The sequence below is a fragment of the Pseudomonas sp. KNUC1026 genome (assembly GCF_021650705.1).
Taxonomy (GTDB): Bacteria; Pseudomonadota; Gammaproteobacteria; order Pseudomonadales; family Pseudomonadaceae; genus Aquipseudomonas.
The window spans coordinates 1,378,596-1,400,800 of the sequence record NZ_CP087138.1 but is presented as its reverse complement, the minus strand read 5'-3'; the positions used below and the strand labels follow the sequence as shown (position 1 = coordinate 1,400,800).

The following is a 22,205-nucleotide window of genomic DNA, read 5'->3' as shown; positions in this document are numbered from 1 at the left end:
GGCGCAGCCGCCCTGCCACGTCTTCCGATCCGGAATTGTGGAGGGCGGCTGCGCCGCGCGACACTGAAATCAGCGGCAGCTGATTACTTCTTGGCAGGCGCCTTGGCATCGGCCGGCGCCTTGGCCGGGGCGATTTCGTTGGTCATGTCGGCCAGCAGCTTGTTCACCACCGGCACGGCAGGCTGCAGCTTCTGCTGGGTCAGCTCAGCCGATTGCTGGGTAACCTGCGGCATTTTCTGCAGCACTTTCTGGCCCAGAGGCGACTGGTAGAACTTGACCAGGTCCTTGAGTTCGGCCTCGGTGAAGTTGTCGGTGTAAAGCTTGATCATGTCCGGCTTGAGCTTGTTCCAGCCGATGGCCGAATCCAGCGCAGCGTTGGCCTTGGCGGTGTAGGTGTCGAGCAGCGCGCGCTTCTCGGCAGGCGCCTGGGCCTGGGCGAAGCGCTGGGCGAACATCTCCTGCACCTGCATGTAGACCGGCGTGCCCAGCTTGTCGGCGTGGGCCATCATCAGGAATTTCTCGGCGGCGGCGTTGTGGCTGGCCTGGTCAGCGAAAGCCGAACCGCTGGCGCAAACCAGAACAGCTGCAGTGCAGAGGGCACGAAGACGAGTCATCAGGTTTCCTTAAACGTGGCAGGTGGGCGCTCGGGCCCCGAAGAGAGGGCATTTTGCGCCTGATGGCGAAGTGGCTCAAGCCCATGGAATCAATAGTGGGCTTGCCGGTTGAACCCTGGCGGGCATGGCGCGGCCTAACTTGGCTATGACGTTACGTTAACCGCAACGCGAGGAGGCATGCCCCCATGAGCCGCACCGAGACAGACAGCCTTGGGCCCATCGAAGTTCCTGAAACCGCCTATTGGGGCGCGCAGACTCAGCGCTCGCTGATCAATTTCGCCATCGGCGAACAGCGCATGCCGCTGCCTGTGGCGCATGCGCTGGCACTGGTGAAAAAGGCCGCTGCGCGGGTCAATGCGCGCAACGGCGACCTGCCCGCCGATGTCGCCCGCCTGCTTGAACAGGCAGCCGACGAGGTGCTGGCCGGCAAGCATGACGATCAGTTCCCGCTGGTGGTGTGGCAAACCGGCAGCGGCACGCAGAGCAACATGAACGTCAACGAGGTCATCGCTGGCCGCGCCAACGAGCTGGCCGGCCAGGGCCGGGGCGGCAAGGCGCCGGTGCACCCCAACGATCACGTCAACCGCTCGCAAAGCTCCAACGATTGCTTCCCGACCGCCATGCACATCGCAACCGTGCAAGCAGTGCACCACGACTTGCTGCCGGCGATTGCCGAGCTGTCCAACGGCCTGGCCGAGCAAGCGGCTCGCCATCAGGGGCTGGTCAAGACCGGCCGCACGCACATGATGGACGCCACGCCGATCACCTTCGGCCAGGAGCTCTCAGGCTTCGTCGCGCAACTGGAATACGCCGACCGCGCAGTACGGGCCGCCCTCCCCGCTGTGTGCGAACTGGCCCAGGGCGGCACCGCCGTAGGCACGGGCCTGAATGCGCCGCAAGGCTTCGCTGAAGCCATCGCCGCAGAACTTGCCGCGCTGTCGGGCTTGCCCTTCGTGACCGCGCCGAACAAGTTCGCCGCGCTGGCCGGCCATGAGCCGCTGACGCATCTGGCGGGCGGCTTGAAAACGCTGGCGGTCGCGTTGATGAAGCTCGCCAATGACCTGCGCCTGTTGGGCTCCGGCCCCCGTGGTGGCCTCGCCGAGGTGCGCCTGCCAGCCAACGAGCCGGGCAGCTCGATCATGCCGGGCAAGGTCAACCCTACCCAGTGCGAGGCCCTGTCGATGCTGGCCTGCCAGGTACTGGGCAATGACGTCGCCATCGGCATGGCGGCCAGCCAGGGGCACTTGCAGCTCAACGTCTACAAGCCGGTGATCATCCATAACGTGCTGCAGTCGATCCGGCTGCTGGCCGATGGCTGCCGCAACTTCAACACCCACTGCGTGGCGGGCCTGGAGCCGGATGCAGCGAAAATGGCCGAGCACCTGGAGCGTGGCCTCATGCTGGTGACCGCACTCAACCCGCACATCGGCTACGACAAGGCCGCGCAGATCGCCAAGAAGGCTTACGCGGAGGGCAGCACCCTGCGCGAAGCCGCGCTGGCGCTGGGGTTTCTGACCGACAAGCAATTCGATGAGTGGGTACGCCCGCAGAACATGCTGCACGCCGGCGGCAAAGGCTGAGCACCGGCGCCCTGACAGACACCTCGTTAGCACAGGAGGCAACATGCTTGGAAAACGCGAGCTCGACCCCGCCGAAGCCATCCACTTCCGCGCCGACCGCATCTCGAATGTGAACGGTAAGTTCTACTTCAGTACGCGCGAGCACACGCTCGAAGGGCCTTTCCCGACCCGCGCGGCCGCAGAGCTGGAGAGCCAGGCTTACATCATGCGTAGCCAGCGCTCTAGTACCGCTCGCTGAGCGAGCCGTCGCGGCTCAGGGCCAGGTGCAGAAAGTCTCGAGCCAGCCAGACAGCGCCGGCGTAATGGGCCGCAGCCTCCTCACCGAGGCTGCTGACGTGCGGCTCCCGGCCGGCAACGCTTTGATAACGCGGGCTGAAGTGGGTCAGCACCAGATTGGGCAGGCCCTCAGACGCCGCGAATTTCGCGACAGCTTCAGCGCTGGAGTGGCCGAAATCCGCTTTGCCATCCATCAGCACGGCCTGCGTACAGGTCGCCTCGTGCACCAGCACATTGGCCCCCTGGCAAGCCTGCGCCAGCAGCTGTGGCGTGTCGTTGTCACCACAGATGACCACCCGCTGCGGCAACCGCCCAGGGATGAGGTAGTCCTGCGCACGCAGCAACCGGCCTTCGAACATCTGATCGCCCTCGCGCATCAGAGCCCCCCGACACCGGGCCGCTCGGGACACCTTCTGCGCTCAGGCGCTCGACATTCAGGCGTGATTCGGGCCGCGTCTCGGTGAAGCCATAGCCCCAACTGGGCACTCGGTGCGAGAGCGCCGTGCAGTCGATGGCGACCCCGCCGTGCAACCAGGGGCCGCCCTCTTCCACCGGGTGAAACCGCAGCTCGAACGGCAGATACGAACCACTCATCCGGAAGGTCATCTCCAGCCACGGTTCAAGCGCCGCCGGGCCGATCAGCGTAAGTGGCGCCTGGCGGCCACTCATCGCCGCGCTGCTGAGCAGCCCCGGCAGGCCATAGCAGTGGTCACCGTGCACGTGGGTGATACAAATGGCCTTGAGCGTGCTCAAGGCCAGCGGCGTGCGCAGCAGCTGGTGCTGAGTGGCTTCGCCGCAGTCGATCAGGAACCAGCCCTTGCCCTGCCCTTCGAGCAAGGCGGTGGCCGAGACGTTGCGCGCCCGGGTGGGCACCCCGGCGCTGGTGCCGAGAAACAGCAGTTCGAACATGGTCAGTGCTTATCGCGTTTGAAGGCAGCTTCCAGGGCATCGCTGATCGTGCGCAGCACCTTCACCCGCGCCCAATGCTTGTCGTTGGCTTCCACCAGCGTCCAGGGGGCGATCTCGGTGCTGGTGCGGTCGACCATGTCGCCCACCGCTTCGCGGTAGGCAGGCCATTTTTCCCGGTTGCGCCAATCGTCATCAGTGATCTTGTAGCGTTTGAACGGGATCTTCTCCCGTGCATTGAAGCGCTGCAACTGGGTTTTCTCATCGATCGCCAGCCAGAACTTCACCACCACCACACCGGCATCGGTGAGTTGCTCCTCGAAGTCGTTGATCTCGCCATAGGCGCGCATCCAGTCACTCTGGCTGCAGAACCCCTCCACGCGCTCCACCAGCACGCGCCCGTACCAGGTGCGGTCGAAAATGGTGAACTGGCCACGCCCCGGGATCTTGCGCCAGAAGCGCCACAGGTAAGGTTGGGCCAGCTCATCCTGAGTGGGCGCGGCGATGGGCACGATATGGTACTGGCGTGGGTCGAGAGCGGCAGCCACGCGGCGGATCGCACCGCCCTTGCCAGCAGCGTCGTTGCCTTCGAACGCGGCCACCAGTGCGTGGCGGCGCATGCGTTTGTCGCGCAACAGCATGGCCAGGCGGCCCTGCTCCTCAAGCAATTGTTTGCGGTAAGCGTCCTTGTCCAGCGCAAGGCGCATGTCGAGGGAATCGAGCAGGTTACGCCGGTCGAGGCTCGCGCCCAGCGGCGCCATGGCCTGGTGCACCGTGGTGGCTGGCTGCGCCAATGCCGCGCGCAGCCCTTCGAGCAGGATGTTGCCCACCGCCAGGCTACGGTAGTTGGCGTCGTTGCCTTCGATCACGTGCCACGGGGCGTAGTCGCGGCTGGTGCGGCGCAGCACGCGCTCGCCGAAGCGCACGAAGCGGTCGTAGGTTTTCGATTGCTGCCAGTCCAGCGGGCTGATGCGCCAGCGGTGGACGGGATCGTCCTCCAGCTCTTTGAGGCGTTGCTTCATCTGTTTCTTGGACAGGTGGAACCAGAACTTGAAGATCAGCGCGCCTTCATCGCAGAGCATCTGCTCGAGGCGCTCGGCGTCGTTGATCGCCTGGTCCAGCTCGGCATCCTTGATGCGCTTGTGTACCCGGTTCTGGATCATCTGGCTGTACCAGTTACCGAAGAACACCCCCATGCGGCCTTTGCCGGGCAACTGGCGCCAGTAGCGCCAGGCCGGCGGGTGGGCCAGCTCCTCGTCGCTGGGGCGGTCGAAGGTGCGCACCTCGATCAGGCGTGGGTCCATCCACTCGTTGAGCAACTTGACCGTTTCGCCCTTGCCAGCGCCCTCGACCCCGTTGATCAGCACGATCACCGGGCGGCGGGCCTGCTCCTTGAGTTCGTACTGCACCTCCAGCAGCGCCTCGCGCAGCCTGGGCACGGCCTTGTCGTAGGCATCGTTGTCGATGGCGTGGCCGATCTCGGCGGATTCGAACATTCGCTAACTCCTTGTCGATCATTGCAGTATCTGGACCTGCGTCTCTGGCAAAATACTGCGTTTTTAGCCCCATACCTTCGAGCTTTTCATGAACCACGCCCGCATCCACTGGGATGAAAACGGCCTGCCCCTGTCGCAGGCCTTCGATGATGTGTATTTCTCCAAAGAGGCGGGGCTGGCGGAAACCCTGCACAACTTCATCGGGCAGAACCGCCTGGTGCCGCGCTTCGAGGCGCTGGCAGGCGGTGAGTGCTTCGTGATCGGCGAGACCGGTTTTGGCACCGGGCTCAATTTCTCTGCGCCTGGGAGCTGTTCGAGGCGCACGCGCCGCAGGATGCTCGGCTGCACTTCATCAGTGTGGAGAAGTTTCCCTTGCGCCGCGTTGACCTGGAGCGGGCGATCGCGCTGTGGCCCACCCTGGCCCCGTGGGGGCAGGCGCTGCTGTCGCAGTACCGGGTGGTGGAGCCGGGCTTCCAGCAACTTCGGCTGGCGGGCGGGCGCGTGACGCTGACCTTGCTCATCGGTGATGTGCAAACGCAATTGCCGCTGCTCGATGCCCAGGTGCATGCCTGGTTCCTCGACGGTTTCGCGCCTGCGAAAAACCCGGAGATGTGGACGCCAGCCGTGTACGCCCAACTGGCACGGCTCTCGGCTCCAGACGCTACGCTGGGCACGTTCACGGCAGCAGGCGACGTGCGCCGTGGATTGGTCGCCTCAGGGTTCGTCATGAAGCGAGTGCCTGGCTACGGGACCAAGTGGGAAGCGATGCGCGGGACGTATCCAGCCACGGCAAAGCAGCAGAGCGCTGCGTCCGCGCCGGCGCCCTGGTTTTCCCGCCCGCCGCTGCATCAAGGGGAGCGCCATGCAGTGGTTGTCGGCGCGGGCCTGGCCGGCTGCGCCACGGCCGCAAGTCTGGCCGCCCGCGGTTGGCGCGTGACTCTGCTGGAGCGCGAGGGTGCGCTGGCCAGTGCGGCGTCCGGCAACCCTCAAGGGGTGCTGTACCTGAAGCTCTCGGCCCACGGTACGGCACTGTCGAAATTGATCGTCAGTGGCTTCGGCTACACCCGCCGCTTGCTGGAGCACCTTCAAACCGGCAGCGCCTGGCAGGCCTGCGGCGTGCTGCAACTGGCGTATGACGACGCCGAGGCCAAGCGCCAGGCCAGGCTTGCCGAAGCCTTCGACCCCGGCCTGCTGCAACCACTGAGCCGTGAACAGGCGCAAGCCGTGGCCGGCCTGGAGGTACCACAGGGCGGGCTCCATTACCCCGAAGCAGGTTGGGTGCACCCTCCCGCGCTGTGCCAATGGCTGGCCGAACATCCGCAGGTCACCTTGCTGCCCCATAGCGCTGTGCTGCGCATTGCCCACGAAGGCGGGCTGTGGCGCGCGTTCGACGGCGAGCATTGCCTGGCACAGGCACCGGTGATGGTACTGGCCAACGCTGAAGATGCTGCGCGCCTCACCGGGCTGCCGCTCAAGCCGATTCGCGGCCAGGTCACCCGCCTGCCGGTGACCACAGCCAGCGCGGCGCTGCGCACCGTGGTGTGTGCCGACGGCTACCTGGCTCCGGCACGCGATGGCGAGCACACCCTGGGCGCCAGCTTCGACTTCGAGCGCACCGACCTCATTCCCAGCAACGAAGAGCACTTGGGCAATCTGGAGCGCCTGGTGCAACTGGCGCCTGTTCTGGAGGGGCAATGGCAGGCCGAAGGTGAAGTGCTGCAAGGCCGCGTCGGGCTGCGCTGCACCACACCGGACTACCTGCCAGTGGTAGGCCCGCTGGCAGACCCCGAGGCGTTCGACGCCTGCTACCGGGGGCTGGCGCGCAATGCCCGGCAACTGCCGGGCACCCCCTGCCCTTGGCAGCCAGGCCTGTTCGTCAACAGTGGCCACGGTTCACGCGGTTTGATCACAGCGCCCTTGAGCGGCGAATTGCTCGCCGCGTGGCTGTGCGGCGAGCCTTTGCCAGTGCCGCGTGAAGTGGCCGAAGCGTGCCACCCGCAGCGGTTTGCGATCCGGGCGCTGAAAAAGCTAGACCAGCCCCATGATGCCCGCCTTGAAGGCAGCCACCGCCAATGTGCGGGCCTCCATGCGTTCGAGAATCTGGCGCTGGTGAAGCGCACGGTGCGCAAGGTTACACCGAGTTCATCGGCAACCTGCTGGGGGCTCGAACCATGCACCAGCAGCCGCAGCACATCGCGCTGGCGGCCGGTCAGTACTACCTGCGAGGCCGGCTCGTCGCCCAGATGGTAATGCAGCACACCCGCCAGCCAGGCCAGTTGGCCGTGCTGGGGGTCGACCAGCTTCGCGTCCCGCGCAGCACCGAAACTCATGACACTGAACACGCTGTAGTGAGTGTCACTGTCGACCAGGATCAGGCTCAGGCCCTCGAAAGGCTGCGCGTTGGTACTGCTGTCCGGTAAAGGAGCGTGGCGTTCCAGGCTCTGGCGGTTCCAGCACACAGGGGTCAGCGGTGGTGGCGAAGCCTCGCGCAGTGGCGCATAGATGCATTCAGCGTGCGCCCGGGCCCAGTCATGCCACTGCACCGGCAGGCTGCTGTAATAGGCCGCGCCTGCAGAAGTGGCGCGGTAGAAGCTCCAGTAATCGAATCCCGCACCCTCGCAAAAGGCGTCCAGGTGCGGCACGAGTGCCCGTGCCAGCTTCGGCAAGCTATCCACTCATTAATCCTGTTTCTCGCAATCATGAGCGGCCGATGCTATCCGAAACGAAAACATAACGGTGCAAATGAATAGAAATTTTCACCTGCAAACTTGCTGAAAAGTGCAGCCAGGTCAGTTATTTGCGTGATCGGTAGGCCCCATTGCCTTGTACACAGGTACCACAGATAGAACCTCGGTAAAGCACCTGGCAGAAAGCACCCCGGACGGCGCAATCCACGCTTATAACTTTTAGATATAAAACGATTGCTGCCATGCTCGGTCAGTTCCTCACACTCCCCAACGGCTACACCGGTAAGGAAATATGTGCGGAATTAGTGGTGAACTGACTTTCAACGAACAGCCCGCGAACCTGGCGGCCATCGAACGCATTACCCACCACCTGGCCCCTCGCGGCCCGGATGCCTGGGGGTTTCATAGCCAGGGGCCGATCGCTCTGGGCCATCGACGGCTCAAGATCATGGACCTCTCCGACGGCTCGGCGCAGCCGATGACCGACGCCGACCTCGGCCTGGCCCTGGCTTTCAACGGTGCCATCTACAACTACCCCGAGCTGCGTGCCGAGCTCGAAGCACTGGGCTATCGCTTTCACTCAGGCGGCGATACCGAAGTGTTGCTCAAGGGCTACCACGCCTGGGGCGAAGCGTTGTTGCCCAAGCTCAACGGCATGTTCGCCTTCGCCGTATGGGAACGCGACAGCAAGCGCCTGTTCCTGGCCCGTGACCGCCTGGGCGTCAAACCGCTGTACCTCTCGCGCACCGGCCAGCGCCTGCGCTTTGCCTCGGCATTGCCCGCCCTGCTTCAAGGCGGCGACATCGACCCGATGCTCGACCCGGTGGCACTGAACCACTACCTGAACTTCCATGCGGTGGTGCCTGCGCCACGCACCATTCTGGCCAATGTGCAAAAGCTGCCGCCGGCCACCTGGATGCGCATCGACGCCAATGGCCACACCGAACAGAAGGTGTGGTGGACGCTGCCATACGGCCCGGCCGAAGACGAGCGCAACCTCAACCTCAATGACTGGACCGACCGCGTGCTCGAAAGCACCCGCGAAGCGGTCGCCATCCGCCAACGCGCGGCGGTGGACGTGGGCGTGCTGCTTTCCGGCGGCGTGGACTCCAGCCTGCTGGTGGGCCTGCTGCGCGAAGCCGGTGTGGAAGACCTGTCGACCTTCTCCATCGGCTTCGAAGACGCCGGCGGCGAGCGCGGCGACGAGTTCCGATATTCGGACCTGATCGCCAAGCACTACGGCACCCGCCATCATCAATTGCGCATCGGCGAGCACGAGGTGCTGGAGCAACTGCCAGCGGCCTTCCGCGCCATGAGCGAGCCGATGGTCAGCCACGACTGCATCGCCTTCTACCTGCTCTCGCGCGAGGTCAGCAAGCATTGCAAGGTCGTGCAGAGTGGCCAGGGCGCCGATGAGCTGTTCGCCGGTTACCACTGGTACCCGCAGGTGGACGGCGCCAGCGACCCGTTCGCAGCCTACCGCGCGGCGTTCTTCGACCGCGATTACGCCGAATACGCCGCCACCGTGCAGCCGAAATGGCGCGTGGCCGAGGACGCCGCCGGTGATTTCGTTCGCCAGCATTTCGCGATGCCCGGCGCCGACGCCGCCGTGGACAAGGCCTTGCGCCTGGACAGCACGGTGATGCTGGTGGATGACCCGGTCAAACGTGTGGACAACATGACCATGGCCTGGGGCCTGGAGGCACGCACGCCGTTCCTGGACTACCGCCTGGCCGAGCTGTCGGCGCGGGTGCCAGCGCGCTTCAAGTTGCCTGACGGCGGCAAGCACGTGCTCAAGGAAGCTGCACGCCGGGTGATCCCAAGCGAGGTGATCGACCGCAAGAAGGGCTATTTCCCGGTGCCAGGCCTCAAGCACCTCGAAGGTGCCACCCTGGGCTGGGTGCGCGACCTGCTGCTGGACAAAAGCCAGGACCGCGGCGTGTTCGACCCGGCCATGCTCGACCGCCTGCTGAGCAACCCGCAAGGCCAGCTCACGCCACTGCGCGGTTCGAAGCTGTGGCAACTGGCGGCATTGAACCTGTGGCTCAGCGAGCAGGGGCTGTAAGTGATGAAACCCCAGAACAACGCCCTCAACCAGCGCCTGCTGCGTGGCCAGTCGCCCTCTACGAGCGGCTGCAAGCGCGCCTGGCCGAAGATGGCCAGGCGGCGGACGACAGCGCGCCGCAGCCACTGCATTGCGGCTGGGGGCGCCTGCTGATCGGCCACACGTATGCCTCTGCACAGGTGCTGGCCGAGGACATGCTCACCGAAGCGCCCGGGGAGCGCGATATCGCGCTCTACGTGGCCGCGCCGCAGCAGGTGCTGGCCCATGCGCCACAGCAGCTGTTTCTCGACCCCTCCGACACCCTGCGCCTGTGGTTCACCGATTACCGCCCGGCGCAGCGCGTGTTTCGTGGCTTTCGCATTCGGCGTGCGCACACCGAGGCCGACTGGAAGGCGATCAACCGCCTTTACCTCAAGCGGCGCATGCTGCCGGTCAACCCCGAGCGGCTGACCCCGCGCCACCAGGGTGGGCCGGTGTACTGGCTGGCCGAGGACGAAGACACAGGCGCCGTGATCGGCAGCGTGATGGGCCTGAACCACGCCAAGGCCTTCGACGACCCGGACAACGGCAGCAGCCTCTGGTGCCTTGCGGTGGACCCGCGCTGCACCCGCCCAGGCGTGGGTGAAGTGCTGGTGCGCCACCTGATCGAACACTTCATGAGCCGGGGCCTGGCCTTTCTCGACCTGTCGGTGATGCACGACAACCGGCTGGCCAAGAACCTTTACGCCAAGCTGGGCTTTCGCAACCTCGCCACGTTTGCGGTCAAGTGCCGCAACGCGATCAACCAGCGCCTGTTCATGGGCCCCGGCCCTGCCGGGGACTTCAACCCCTATGCGCGCATCATCATCGATGAGGCCTACCGGCGCGGCATCGAGGTGCAGGAGATCGACGCTGATGCCGGGCTGTTCAGCCTCAGCCATGGCGGGCGCCGCGTGCGCTGCCGCGAGTCGCTGTCGGACCTGACCAGCGCCATCAGTGTTGCGCTGTGCCAGGACAAGAGCCTGACCCACAAGGTGCTCGCGGCTGAAGGCGTACGCCTGCCGGCGCAGCAACTGGCCGGCAGCGCCGACGATAACCAGGACTTTCTCGACGAGCACGAGCGCATCGTGGTCAAGCCGCTCGACGGCGAGCAGGGCAAGGGCGTGGCGGTCGACCTGCGCAACTTCGAGGATGTGCAGCATGCGGTGGAACAGGCCCGCCAGTTCGACAGCCGGGTGCTGCTGGAAAGCTTCCACGAAGGCCACGACCTGCGCATTGTGGTGATCGGTTTCGAGGTGGTGGCCGCTGCCATTCGCCGCCCGGCGCAGGTAGTGGGCGACGGCAGGCGTACCGTCGGCGAGCTGATCGAGGCGCAGAGCCGGCGCCGCCAGGCCGCCACGGCTGGCGAGAGCCGTATCCCGCTGGACCGCGAAACCGAGCGTACTGCTGCAACTGGCCGGTTTCGACTACGACAGCGTGCTGCCCCAGGGCCAGGTGCTGCCGGTGCGCAAGACTGCAAACCTGCACACCGGCGGGCACCTGGAGGATGTGACTACCCTGCTCCATCCAGTGCTGGCCGAGGCGGCCGTGCGCGCGGCACGTGCGCTCGATATCCCGGTGGTGGGCCTGGACTTTCTGGTCCCGGCCGCTGACCAGCCCGACTACGTGTTCATCGAAGCCAACGAGCGCGTGGGCCTTGCCAACCATGAGCCGCAGCCCACTGCCGAAGAATTCATCGATTTGTTGTTCCCGCACATTCAACCCGTGCGCTGATCCGATTGGGAGGCACCATGAGCCAAGCATTACCCCAACCCGATACTCATTACCTGCAGAAGGTGCTGCTGGAGATGCTCGCCATTCCCAGCCCCACAGGCTTCACCGACACCATCGTGCGCTACGTGGCCGAGCGCCTGGACGAATTGGGAATACCCTTCGAGCTGACCCGCCGCGGCACCATCCGCGCCACGCTCAAGGGCCGCAAGAGCTCGCCCGACCGTGCGGTGGCCACTCACCTGGACACCATCGGTGCCTCGGTGCGGGCGATTCAGGACAACGGCCGCCTGGGCCTGTCGGCGGTCGGCCATTGGTCGAGCCGCTTCGCGGAAGGCAGCCGCGTGAGCGTGTTCACCGACACCGGCGTGATTCGCGGCAGCGTGCTGCCGCTGATGGCCAGTGGGCATGCCTTCAACACCGCCATCGACCAGATGCCGGTGAGCTGGGATCACGTCGAGCTGCGCCTGGACGCTTACTGCGCCACGCGTGCCGACTGTGAAAGCCTGGGCGTGAACGTCGGCGATTTCGTGGCGTTCGACCCGCTGCCCGAATTCACCGACAGCGGCCACATCAGCGCCCGCCACCTGGATGACAAAGCCGGTGTCGCCGCGCTGCTGGCGGCGCTCAAGGCTGTGGTGGAAAGCGGCCAGGAGCCGGTGATCGACTGCCATCCGCTGTTCACCATTACCGAGGAAACCGGTTCTGGCGCGGCCTCTGCCTTGCCGTGGGATGTGAGTGAGTTCGTCGGCATCGACATCGCCCCGGTCGCCCGGGGCAGAACTCCAGCGAGCACGCGGTGAGTGTGGCGATGCAGGACTCCAGCGGGCCGTACGACTATCACCTGTCGCGCCACCTGCTCACGCTGGGCCAGAACAATGACCTGCCGCTCAGGCGTGACCTGTTCCGCTACTACTACAGCGATGCGCATTCGGCCGTCACTGCCGGGCACGACATCCGCACGGCGCTGGTCGCCTTTGGCTGCGATGCCACGCATGGCTACGAACGAACCCACATCGACAGCCTCAACGCCCTCTCGCGGCTGCTGACCGCCTACCTGCTCAGCCCGCCGGTGTTCGACAGCGACGCGCAGCCCGCCAGTGCTTCGCTGAAGAATTTCAGCAAGCAGCTGGAGCACGAGACGCAGATGGAAAGCGATACGCGTGTACCGCCGGTGGAGACCCTGATCAACAAGTGACGGTCATGGCATGGGCGCAGTACACTCGCGCCCATGATCATTCCATTCGATGCACTCGAGCCCGACACCCTCACCCGCCTGATCGAAGACTTCGTCACCCGTGACGGCACCGACAATGGCGATGAAACACCTCTGCCCACCCGTGTGCTGCGCGTGCGCCAGGCGTTGGCCAAGAGCCAGGCGTTCATTGTGTTCGATCCTGAAAGCCAGCAGTGCCAGTTGATGGCCCGGCATGATGTGCCGAAGGAGCTGCTGGAGGGGCTATAGGTGCCAAGCAGCCGTCGCCCGGCCAGCCGGCCTCCCACTCGAAATTGGCAGCGCGCCTCGAACCGTGGGAGGGCGGCTTGCCGCGCGACGGCTCGCCGCCACCCCTCAGGCCAATTCCTTGCGAATCACCCGCTGCAGTTCATCTAGGTCGAACGGCTTGGCCAGGATCGGGGCCCGGTGTGCGATCGGGTGGTCGCAGTCGAGGATCTCCGCCGGGTAGCCGCTGATGAACACCACTTTCAGGTCCGGGCGCAGTTTTACCGCAGGCTCGGCGATGTCGACCCCGGAAATACCGCCAGGCAGGCGAAAATCGGTGACCATCAGGTCCAGGTGCGGCTTGCTGGCCAGGATCTCGAAGGCTTGAGTGCCGTTTTCGGCCTGAAGCACGTGGTAGCCCTCGCCCATCAGATAGTCGGTCAGAACCCGCAAAATCACCGGCTCGTCTTCGACCACCAGTACCACGTCTTGTGCATCTCCACTCATGGGTGTTGCCTATGTCTGTCTACGGTGCTGCCCATGTGACCATGGGCGTTGTCAGAGGTTGCGCGCCAGCGGCAACAGCACGCTGAACAGCGCGCCTTCCCCTGGCGCGCTCTTGACTTCGATGCGCCCGCCATGGGCGCTGACGATCTGCTCTGAGATGAACAGGCCCAGCCCCAGGCCCGCCACGCTGTGGCGCGATGATACTCGCTCGAACTGCTGAAAGATGCGCGCTTGGTCAGCTTCACTGATCCCGATGCCGTAATCGCGCACCTCGACCCGGGCAAATTCACCGCCCTGGCGCACAGCCACCTCGATCGGGCCCTTGCCGCCGTAGCGCAGCGCATTGGTCAGCAGGTTTGCCACCACCTGTTCGACACGGAATTCGTCCCACTCGCCCACCAGTGGCTCATCGCAGTCGAAGCGAACCGGTACGCCGGCCGCCTGCGCCTGGGGCAGGAAGCGCTCCACGGCGTTGCCGACCATCTGCCCCAGGTCGAACCGCGCTGGCCGGATCGACAATTTGCCAGTCCGGATACGCGACACATCGAGCATGTCTTCGATCAGGCGGATCAGGCTCTGGATCTGCCGCTCATCGCGCCCGACCATCGCCTCCATCTTGTCCAGGGTGAACGCGCCGGCATTGCCCTTGGCCAGGTGCAGCTTGCGCAGCTGGGTTTCCAGTATCAGGCCGTTGAGGGGGTGCGCACCTCGTGGGAAACGATCGACATGAAGTCGTCGCGCATGCGCACGGCGTGCTCCAGCTCGGCCTGCGCCACCTGCAGCCTGCGCACGAGAATTTCCTGCTCCTGACGGCTGCGTTCCAGCGCCTCAAGCTGCTCGTTGAGAGTTTTGCGCTGCCGATACAGGTCGACGAACACAGCGACCTTGCTCTTGACCGCCAGGGTGTCGAGCGGCTTTTGCAGAAAGTCCACCGCCCCGCTCTCGTAGCCGTGGAAGGCGTAGTTCAGCTCGCGGCCCGCCGCGCTGACGAACACGATGGGGATGTGCTTGGTCTTTTCCGTGCCGCGCATCAGCTCGGCCAGCTCGAAGCCGTTCATGCCAGGCATCTGCACATCCAGAATGGCCAACGCAAACTCGTGCTGCAGCAGCAGCGACAGCGCCTCGTCGGCCGAGCGGGCCTGGAAGACCTGCCGGTCGTCCTGGCGAATCAATGCTTCGAGTGCCAGCAGGTTCTCCGGCAGGTCGTCGACGATCAGCAGTTTGGCTTGGATAGCGCTTTGCATGTTCCAGGTCCCAGTTCGGCCAACACATCGGCCAAGCCCATGATGGGCAAAAGATAATCAGGGCGAATCAGCTTCAGGGCGGCTTCCGGCATCACCGAAACCCTCGCCTCGGCCGGGTCCTGAACCAGTGTCAGGCCGCCCAGTTGGGCAATGCAGGCCAATCCCTGGGCGCCGTCTTCATTGGCGCCGGTCAAAAGTACACCGGCCAGGGCGCTGCCCCAGGCATCAGCGGCCGACTCGAACAGCACGTCGATAGAAGGCCGGGAGTAATGAACGCGCTCCTCCTGGCTCAGCGAAAACGTCAGGTCCCGCTCCACCGACAGGTGATAGCTGGGCCCGGCGAAATAAATCAGCCCCGGCTCCACGCAGGCTTTGTCACACGCCTCGCGTACCGGCCGCCCGAGCCTGCGCTCGAATACCTCAGCCAGTTGGCTGTGGCGGCCGTCAGGCAGGTGAAGCACGGTGATGATCGGCAGCGCATAATCGACCGGCAGCCGGCCAAAAAGTGCCAACAAGGCTTCGACCCCCCGGCCGAAGCACCCACCACCACCGCCTGGTAGCGGTTCTTCATAGCTTGCGATAGATCCGTTCAGGCTTGGCCAGGGTTTCGAAACGCTCGCTGTAGGCGGAGAAATCCAGGGTTTCCCGGCTGCCCAACATCAGGAAGCCGCGGTGGCAGAGCGATTCGTGAAACAGGCCGAACGCACGGTTCTGCAGCGGCTTGTTGAAATAGATTAGCACGTTGCGGCAGCTCACCAGGTGCGTCTCGGAGAACACGCTGTCGGTCGCCAGGCTGTGGTCGGCGAAGGTCACGTTCTCGCGCAGCCGGCTGTCCATGATGGCGCGGTCGTAGGCGGCGGTGTAATAGTCGGCCAATTGCCGGCGGCCACCGGCGCGCTGGTAGCTGTCGGCCCAGTCTTCCATCAGCTTGAGCGGATAGATGCCCTGCCGCGCTTTCTCGAGCGAGGTGGGGTTGATGTCGGTCGCGTAGATGAGCGTGCGATCCAGCAGCCCTTCTTCGAGCAGCATGATGGCCATCGAGTAGACCTCCTCGCCGGTGCTGCAACCGGCCACCCACAGCTTGAGCGAGGGGTAGGTCTTGAGCAGCGGCACCACGTCGCGGCGCAGCACCAGAAAGTGCTCCGGGTCACGGAACATCTCGCTGACCGGGATCGTCAGGTACTGCAGCAACTGCAGGAACACGCTGGGCTCGTACAGCACACGCTCCTGCAATGCCGAAATGCTGCGGCACTCGAACTGGCGCAGCGCATGGGCAACCCGGCGCTTGATCGAGGCGCCGGAGTAGTCGCGAAAGTCGTAGCTGTACTTCAAGTAGATCGCCTCGATCAACAGCCGAATTTCGATATCGGTGTTGCGCTCGGGTACAGGGGCCTGCTCAGTCGACAATCAGATACGCTCCATTTGTGGCAACCACACTCGAATCAAAGAGAACAGCCGATCCAGCTCGATCGGTTTGGCCAGGTAATCGTTGGCGCCCGCATTGAGGCAACGTTCCTGGTCATCCTTCATCGCCTTGGCGGTCACGGCAATGATCGGCAGCTTGCGGTAGCGCGGGTCCTTGCGGATCTCGCGTGTCGCTTCAAAGCCATCCATCTCCGGCATCATCACGTCCATCAACACCAGGTCGATATCGCCCACCGCATTGAGGCGGTCGATCGCTTCCAGGCCGTTGCGGCCGATTTCCACCACAGCGCCTTTATGCTCCAGCGCGCTGGTGAGGGCGAAGATGTTGCGCACATCGTCGTCGACCACCAGGATCTTGCGGCCTTCGAACACCTTGTCACGGCTGCGCGCGGTCTTGAGCATCTTCTGCCGATCATCAGACAGCTGCGCTTCGACTTTGTGCAGAAACAGTGTCACCTCATCGAGCAACCGCTCTGGCGAGCGGGCGCCCTTGATGATGATCGAACGCGAATACTTGAGCAGCTCGGTTTCTTCCTCGCGGGTGAGGTTGCGACCGGTGTAGACGATCACCGGCGGGAAGGCGCGGATGTCCTCGGTGCTCATGCGCTTGAGCAGCTCACCGCCGAGCATGTCGGGCAGCTTGAGGTCGATGATCATGCAGTCATAGACGTTGGCACGCAGCAGGTCGAGGGCTTGCTGAGCGAAGCCGACGGCGGTGATTTCGACGTCTTCATCGCCGATCAGCAAGGCAATGCTGTCGCGTTGCAGGTCGTCGTCTTCGACCAGCAGGATGCGCTTGAGCTTCTGCGTGAGCTTGGCCTCCAGGCGGCCGAACACCCCCTTGAGCTCCTCGCGGGAAGTGGGTTTGACCGCATAGCCCACAGCGCCCATGTGCATCGCCGCCTCGACGCGGTCTTCCACGGAGATCACATGCACCGGGATGTGGCGGGTGTCGGCGTTTTCCTTGAGCCGCTGCAGCACGGTCAGGCCGGAGTGATCGGGCAGGCGCATGTCCAGCAGCACCGCGTCCGGGTGCTGTTGCACGGCCAGGTCGAAGCCTTCGTCGGCGGCGTGGGCGACCAGGCAGCGGTAGCCCAGCTCATGGGCCAGGTCATAGAGGATGCGCGCGAAACTGGGCTCGTCCTCGACCACCAGAATGCAACGGCGCCCGCCGGCGGGCTCGTCACGGTCGTCGGCAAAACGCGGGATCGCCTCGACCAGCTCGGCACGCGCACTGGGCTCGACGTAGCTGGCCTGCACCACTGGCGCAGGCGCCGTGTAAGCCTGCCCGACCACCGCAACCGGTGCAGGCACCGGCAGTGCATTGAGGCTGGCCTCGTAGTGTTCCGGCAACACCAGGGTGAACACGCTGCCCTGGCCCAGGGCGCTGCTGACGCTGATGTGGCCGCCGAGCAAGGTGGCGAGGTCGCGAGAAATCGACAGGCCCAGGCCTGTGCCACCGTAGCGCCGGCTGGTGGTGCCGTCGGCCTGGCGAAACGCTTCGAAGATCGCCTGCTGCTGATCGGGCGCAATACCGATGCCGGAGTCGCGCACGGCAAAGGCGATGCCCTCCCCCGGCCGCGCGCTGATCGCCAGGCTCACGGTGCCGGCGTCAGTGAACTTCACCGCGTTGGACAGCAGGTTCTTGATGATCTGCTCCACACGCTGGCGGTCGCTGAACATCGTTGCAGGCGTGGCGGCATCGACCGTGATGTCGAAGGTCAGGCCCTTGTCGGCGGCGAGCGGCTGGAAGGTCATGCGCAGGCTGTCGGCCAGGCGCATCACCGACAGATTTTCCGGGCGCACATCCAGTTTGCCGGCCTCGACCTTGGAAATGTCGAGGATGTCGTTGATCAGGCTGAGCAGGTCGTTGCCGGCCGAGTAGATCGACTCGGCGTACTTGACCTGGTCGGCGGTGAGGTTGCCGTGAGTGTTGTCCGAGAGCAGTTTGGAAAGAATCAGCGAGCTGTTGAGCGGCGTGCGCAGCTCGTGGGACATGTTGGCCAGAAACTCTGACTTGTAGCGGCTGGAGCGCTGCAATTCTTCGGCGCGGTAGCCCAGCTCCTGCTGGGCAGCAGCCAGCTCGTCACGTTGTTGGGAAAGCGCATCGGTGCGTTCGGCCAATTGTTCGTTGGTCTGTTCCAGTTCGGCTTGTTGGGTTTCCAGATACGCCTGGGACTCCTTGAGCACCCGCGACTGCTCTTCGAGCTCCTCGTTGGCGGTCTTGAGCTCCTCCTGCTGCACTTGCAGCTCTTCATTGAGCTGCTGGGTCTCGGCCAGTACTTCCTGCAGCCGCTGGCGATACCGCGCCGCTTCGAGCGAGTTGCCGATGTTGTCGCTGACCCGGTCGAGGAACTCCATGTCACGCTCGGTCAGCGGCCGCAAGAAGCCCAGTTCGACCACGCCATTAACGTGCCCGTCGTTGCGCGCCGGCACGATGGCGACGCTGTGCGGCAGGCCTTCGCCCAGCGCAGAGGAGACCTTGGTGAAGTAGTCCTGCGGCAGGTTGTCCAGGCGCTGCACCTTGCCGGTGGCGGCCGCAAGCCCGGCTACGCCTTCGCCTGCACGCACCACTTGCTCGCGGTTGGCCTGTTCGGCAGAGAAGCCCAGGTTGGCAACGCGACGCAGGTTGCCCTGGTCGTCGCGCACATAAACTGCCGAAACCGCAGCGCCGAGGAAGTGCCCGAAGAAATCCAGCACATTGTTGCCCACTGCCTGAACCGTGAGCTGGCCGAGCATCGCCTGGGCCAGCTGGCTCTGGCCATTGCGCAGCCAGGCCTGATGTTCCAGGCGCTCGGCGCTGCGCAGTTGCGCATCGAGGTTCTCGCCGTACTGGTGAGAGAGGTTGACCAGGTCGCGGCGGCCCAGGTAAGCCAGCAATGCACTCAGGCCGATGATGAAGAACAGGTACAGGGTCACCGAAACATAAGTGGTGCGAGTCACCTCTTCACTGCGCCCCACGCGCAGTTGTTGTTCCATGTTGACCAGTTTGTCGAACTCATCGCGGATGGCATCGGTCAGGCGCTTGCCACGCCCGGCGCTCACCGGCTTTACATAGTCGCCCTGCTGGCGGCGCAGAGTGATGATTTCGTCGGCCACTCGCATCCATTCTTCCTGCAGCGCGATGATCCGGGTGAGGCGATCGACCTGCTCGCCGTTGTCACTCACCATTTCCTTCATACTTTGCAACTGCGCGATCACTCGCGGCTTTGCCACCGAGTAGGGGTCCAGGAAGCGCTCTTCACCCGTGAGCAAAAAGCCACGCATGCCGGTTTCCATGTCTACGGAAAGGCGCATGGTTTCGTTGGCGTTGTTGATGACCCGGTCGGTGTGGTCTACCCAGCCGATCACCGACAACAGGTATTTGAGCATCAGGCCGAATACGATGACGCTGAGCAGCCCCACGCCCAGGGGCAAGCTGATATTGCGCGTAAGCAGTTTGCGAAAGCCTTGTTCGTCAATGGAGTGGGAACGGGGCATGTCCGTGGCCTGTGTCAAATACGAGAGCGCAGATTCTGCCGTAAATCTGACGGGCGCGAAGATTTTTCCTACACGAGCCGATGAAAAGTCTTATTCATCAGGCTGATTTGACGTAGGATATCGCTTACATCGAGTAACATTTCCTGCGTGTCAATCAGACGTTTCCGCAAAACTTGCAGGAAAACGGAACTTACGCTGTGCCTGGCGCACTCAATGCCCACTCGCCTCATTTCCCATTATCCGGACCCTTTACTCCATGCCTGATGTTGCATTAGCCCCTGACCCTGCTGCTGGTCGAAGACGACGCGATCGTACGGATGCTGATGGTCGATGTGCTGGAGGAAGAAGGCTTCACTGTCCTTGAGGCAGAGGACTGGGACAGTGCGATGGCGGTGCTGGAGAACCTCGGCCAGGCGCTGGCGCTGATGGTTACCGACGTCGGCCTGCGTGACGCTCAGGAGCGTGACGGCCTGGCACTGGCCGGTTGCGCGCGTGCATTGCGCCCGGGCCTGCCGGTACTTGTGGCCAGTGGTTATGCCGGGCTTGACGTACCCGAGGGCGCACAGCTGATCAGCAAGCCCTTCTCCATCGACCAACTGCGCGACCGGGTCCACGCCATGCTCGCCTGATGGCGCCAGGCTGCCGTCAACGGCCCAGCGCCAGCCCTTGTAGCGTCAAAATCTTTGGCTTGGATCTGGTTGCATCTGCAACTACACTCCTGCCGGTGAAATGTCTTGCAGATGTTCCCACCAGCCCTATCGCAGGAGCGCAAAAGTATGAACGACACAACGGGTATCCCGGTGTTCGACACACCCGTGATGCGCAAACTTACGGATATCCTTGAAACGTTGAAACCGGCGCAGCGCAAGGTTGCCGATTTCATCCTGCGTAATCCGTTACGCGCGGCCATGCTGAGCATCAGCGAAATCGGCCGGGAGAGCGGCACGTCGCCGGCAGCAGTCAACCGGCTGGGCAACAAGATGGGCATGAATGGTTTCACCGGCCTGCGCAACGCCTTGATCCACCATTTGCTGACAGTGATTTCACCTCAGGCGCCAGTGACCAGCGCCGCCTCGGAAAGCTTCTCGCTCGAACATCAGTTGAACCTGGCACACGGGGAGCTGGCGTTGATCCGCCGGCATAACTCCACCGGGATGCTCGATGAGGTGCTCCACATCCTGGCTGGCGCCCGGGAAGTGTATGTCGTCGGCGCAGCGCAATGCTGCTCGCTGGTACACCTGGCCGCCTCACAACTGGAAACGCTGAATCGCACCTGCCAGACGGTCACCCTGGCCTCGGGTCTGCAACCTGCGGTCAGCCGCCTGTTGCACGCTGGCGCACAGGATGTGGTGCTGATCTTCAGCCTGCCGCCCTATCACCCCGAGGTCGAAGCACTGGCGACGCTGGTTACCCGGCAAGGGGCCACGGTGGTGAGCATCACCGACTCCCCCGCCGCACCGGTAGCGCGCGCCACGACCAGAACACTGTTCGCACCGGTTGGGCCCAAGGCCCGCGGCAGCGGCCTGTGGTCGGCTTTCACGCTGATCGATACGTTGATCGCTGGCCTGCGCCATCGCGACGAAGGCTCGGGCAATGGCAGCCAGGAGCAGATGCGCGAAGCCGTTCGCCTGGTCGAAGATGCCCGCGACCACCTGCAGCAAGGCGCACAGGCCTACGCGTTCGGCCGCCCAGGGCGCTGACCACTCGCGCCATGCGGGCTTGTACAGCCGCGTGGCTGCCGCTTATGCTCGCCGCAGAACGCCGATAACAACAGGCACGCACATGAGCCGAACCCCGCGCATCACCGAGCCTTCCTATGAGTTGATGGACGACCACGGGGGCATGTCGATCATCTATCGCCAGCACGGCTTCCCCAGCCCCCTGGTGCGCTGGCACTTTCACAAGGAATACGAGCTGCACCTGATCGTGGCCAGTGCCGGCAAGGTGTTCATCGGCGACTACATCGGCAACTTCCACCCCGGCAGCCTGTTCTCACCGGGCCCAACCTGCCCCACAACTGGATCAGCCAGTTGGCTGAAGGCGAGCACGTAGGCCGGCGTGACATGCTGGTGAACTTCACCGACGAGCTGTTCGACAGCGCCGCTCAGGTGTTCAGCGAGCTGCGCCCGATGGCACCGATGCTCGAGCGCGCCCGCTATGGCATCGAGTTTCGCGACCGCGCACTGATCGCCGAGGCCACCCGGCTGATGCAGCGCATCGAGAACAGCCAGGGCGGTAGCCGGCTCGGCTGGTTTCTGATTCTCATGGAGTTGCTGGCCGGCAGCGAAGACTATCAGTTGCTCTCCGCCACCAGCGCTTCGGCGCTCGCCGACGAAAGCCACGTCGAGCGCACCAACCGCGCGGTGGACTACATCTTCAGCCACTATGGCCGGGAGCTGTCGCTCGAAGAAGTGGCGGGCCACCTGAACATGAAGCCGACCTATTTCTCCCGCGTCTTCAAACAGGCAACGGGGCGCAGTTTCGTCGAATTCGTCAATCGGCTGCGCATCAGCAAGTCCTGCGAGCTGCTGGTCGAAGGCGACAAGCCAGTGACCGATATCTGCTTCGCATCGGGCTTCAACAACCTCTCCAACTTCAACCGCCGCTTTCAACAGCTCAAAGGCATGACCCCTACCGATTACCGCCGCCTCGCCGTCCAGCGCCTGACAGAACAGAACCTGCGCGCGTGAACTAGGCTGTGCGGTACCGCCTCTGGCGCCTGTAAAGGCCCATCG

12 protein-coding genes and 7 pseudogenes are annotated in these 22,205 nt (G+C 64.2%); 10 read left to right on the top strand and 9 right to left on the bottom strand.

Translation table 11 applies throughout. The features are described from left to right. Window positions 1-83: 83 nt before the first annotated feature. Entirely contained in the window at window positions 84-614 is a 531-nt protein-coding gene (locus LN139_RS06275) for a DUF2059 domain-containing protein (protein ID WP_236359185.1), read from the bottom strand. A gap of 185 nt (window positions 615-799) precedes the next feature. Between LN139_RS06275 and LN139_RS06270 the strand changes: the two genes are divergently transcribed. Further along, complete coding sequence (locus LN139_RS06270; protein ID WP_236359184.1) at window positions 800-2,194, top strand: class II fumarate hydratase; 1,395 nt, start codon at window positions 800-802, stop codon at window positions 2,192-2,194. A 43-nt stretch (window positions 2,195-2,237) separates the two neighbouring features. Then, on the top strand, window positions 2,238-2,432 hold the full coding sequence (locus tag LN139_RS06265) for a DUF6316 family protein (RefSeq protein ID WP_236359183.1): 195 nt from the start codon (window positions 2,238-2,240) through the stop codon (window positions 2,430-2,432). Here LN139_RS06265 and LN139_RS06260 read toward each other — a convergent pair. Continuing rightward, window positions 2,416-3,379: pseudogene (locus LN139_RS06260) on the bottom strand (ribonuclease Z). The gene LN139_RS06265 and the pseudogene LN139_RS06260 sit on opposite strands and share 17 nt — an antisense overlap. Before the next feature lie 2 nt (window positions 3,380-3,381). Then, window positions 3,382-4,872, bottom strand: a complete 1,491-nt coding sequence (pap, locus tag LN139_RS06255; protein ID WP_236359182.1) for a polyphosphate:AMP phosphotransferase — start codon at window positions 4,870-4,872, stop codon at window positions 3,382-3,384. 88 nt (window positions 4,873-4,960) lie between these two features. Between pap and mnmC the strand changes: the two are divergent. Continuing rightward, window positions 4,961-6,894: pseudogene (gene mnmC / locus LN139_RS06250) on the top strand (bifunctional tRNA (5-methylaminomethyl-2-thiouridine)(34)-methyltransferase MnmD/FAD-dependent 5-carboxymethylaminomethyl-2-thiouridine(34) oxidoreductase MnmC); the annotation flags it as partial. Between the two features lie 137 nt (window positions 6,895-7,031). Here the strand turns inward: mnmC and LN139_RS25490 are convergent. After that, window positions 7,032-7,202 (bottom strand): annotated as a pseudogene (locus LN139_RS25490) (hypothetical protein); the annotation flags it as partial. A 649-nt stretch (window positions 7,203-7,851) separates the two neighbouring features. Here LN139_RS25490 and LN139_RS06245 point away from each other — a divergent pair. The 4 genes and pseudogenes from LN139_RS06245 to LN139_RS06230 all read left to right on the top strand — a co-directional run bounded on the left by LN139_RS06245 (window position 7,852) and on the right by LN139_RS06230 (window position 12,838). Next, window positions 7,852-9,624 (top strand): N-acetylglutaminylglutamine amidotransferase, encoded by a 1,773-nt coding sequence (locus LN139_RS06245; protein WP_236359181.1) that lies wholly within the window; start codon window positions 7,852-7,854, stop codon window positions 9,622-9,624. A 3-nt stretch (window positions 9,625-9,627) separates the two neighbouring features. Continuing rightward, window positions 9,628-11,376 (top strand): annotated as a pseudogene (gene ngg, locus LN139_RS06240) (N-acetylglutaminylglutamine synthetase). Between the two features lie 17 nt (window positions 11,377-11,393). Further along, window positions 11,394-12,571: pseudogene (locus LN139_RS06235) on the top strand (osmoprotectant NAGGN system M42 family peptidase). A 33-nt stretch (window positions 12,572-12,604) separates the two neighbouring features. After that, window positions 12,605-12,838, top strand: a complete 234-nt coding sequence (locus LN139_RS06230) for a YheU family protein (protein ID WP_236359180.1) — start codon at window positions 12,605-12,607, stop codon at window positions 12,836-12,838. Between the two features lie 105 nt (window positions 12,839-12,943). Here the strand turns inward: LN139_RS06230 and LN139_RS06225 are convergent, their stop codons facing one another. The 5 genes and pseudogenes from LN139_RS06225 to LN139_RS06205 all read right to left on the bottom strand — a co-directional run bounded on the left by LN139_RS06225 (window position 12,944) and on the right by LN139_RS06205 (window position 19,470). Beyond that, window positions 12,944-13,321: a response regulator gene (locus tag LN139_RS06225; protein ID WP_236359179.1), complete on the bottom strand. Its 378-nt coding sequence runs from the start codon at window positions 13,319-13,321 to the stop codon at window positions 12,944-12,946. A 51-nt stretch (window positions 13,322-13,372) separates the two neighbouring features. Further along, window positions 13,373-14,565, bottom strand: a pseudogene (locus LN139_RS06220) (hybrid sensor histidine kinase/response regulator). Further along, window positions 14,535-15,080, bottom strand: a complete 546-nt coding sequence (locus tag LN139_RS06215) for a chemotaxis protein CheB (protein ID WP_329611016.1) — start codon at window positions 15,078-15,080, stop codon at window positions 14,535-14,537. Before LN139_RS06215 ends, LN139_RS06220 begins: the two are co-directional and overlap by 31 nt. Window positions 15,081-15,132: 52 nt before the next feature. Next, complete coding sequence (locus tag LN139_RS06210) at window positions 15,133-15,972, bottom strand: CheR family methyltransferase (protein ID WP_236359178.1); 840 nt, start codon at window positions 15,970-15,972, stop codon at window positions 15,133-15,135. Then, window positions 15,973-19,470 (bottom strand): response regulator, encoded by a 3,498-nt coding sequence (locus LN139_RS06205; RefSeq protein WP_236359177.1) that lies wholly within the window; start codon window positions 19,468-19,470, stop codon window positions 15,973-15,975. Between the two features lie 278 nt (window positions 19,471-19,748). On the opposite strand from LN139_RS06205, the gene LN139_RS06200 reads away from it, so the two are divergent. From LN139_RS06200 to LN139_RS06190, 3 genes and pseudogenes are all read left to right on the top strand, one after another. Next, entirely contained in the window at window positions 19,749-20,099 is a 351-nt protein-coding gene (locus tag LN139_RS06200; protein ID WP_268944871.1) for a response regulator, read from the top strand. Between the two features lie 147 nt (window positions 20,100-20,246). Further along, a complete protein-coding gene (locus tag LN139_RS06195) occupies window positions 20,247-21,170 on the top strand; it encodes a MurR/RpiR family transcriptional regulator (protein ID WP_236359175.1) in 924 nt (307 codons plus the stop codon). An 82-nt stretch (window positions 21,171-21,252) separates the two neighbouring features. Further along, window positions 21,253-22,160, top strand: a pseudogene (locus tag LN139_RS06190) (helix-turn-helix domain-containing protein). Window positions 22,161-22,205: the final 45 nt, after the last annotated feature.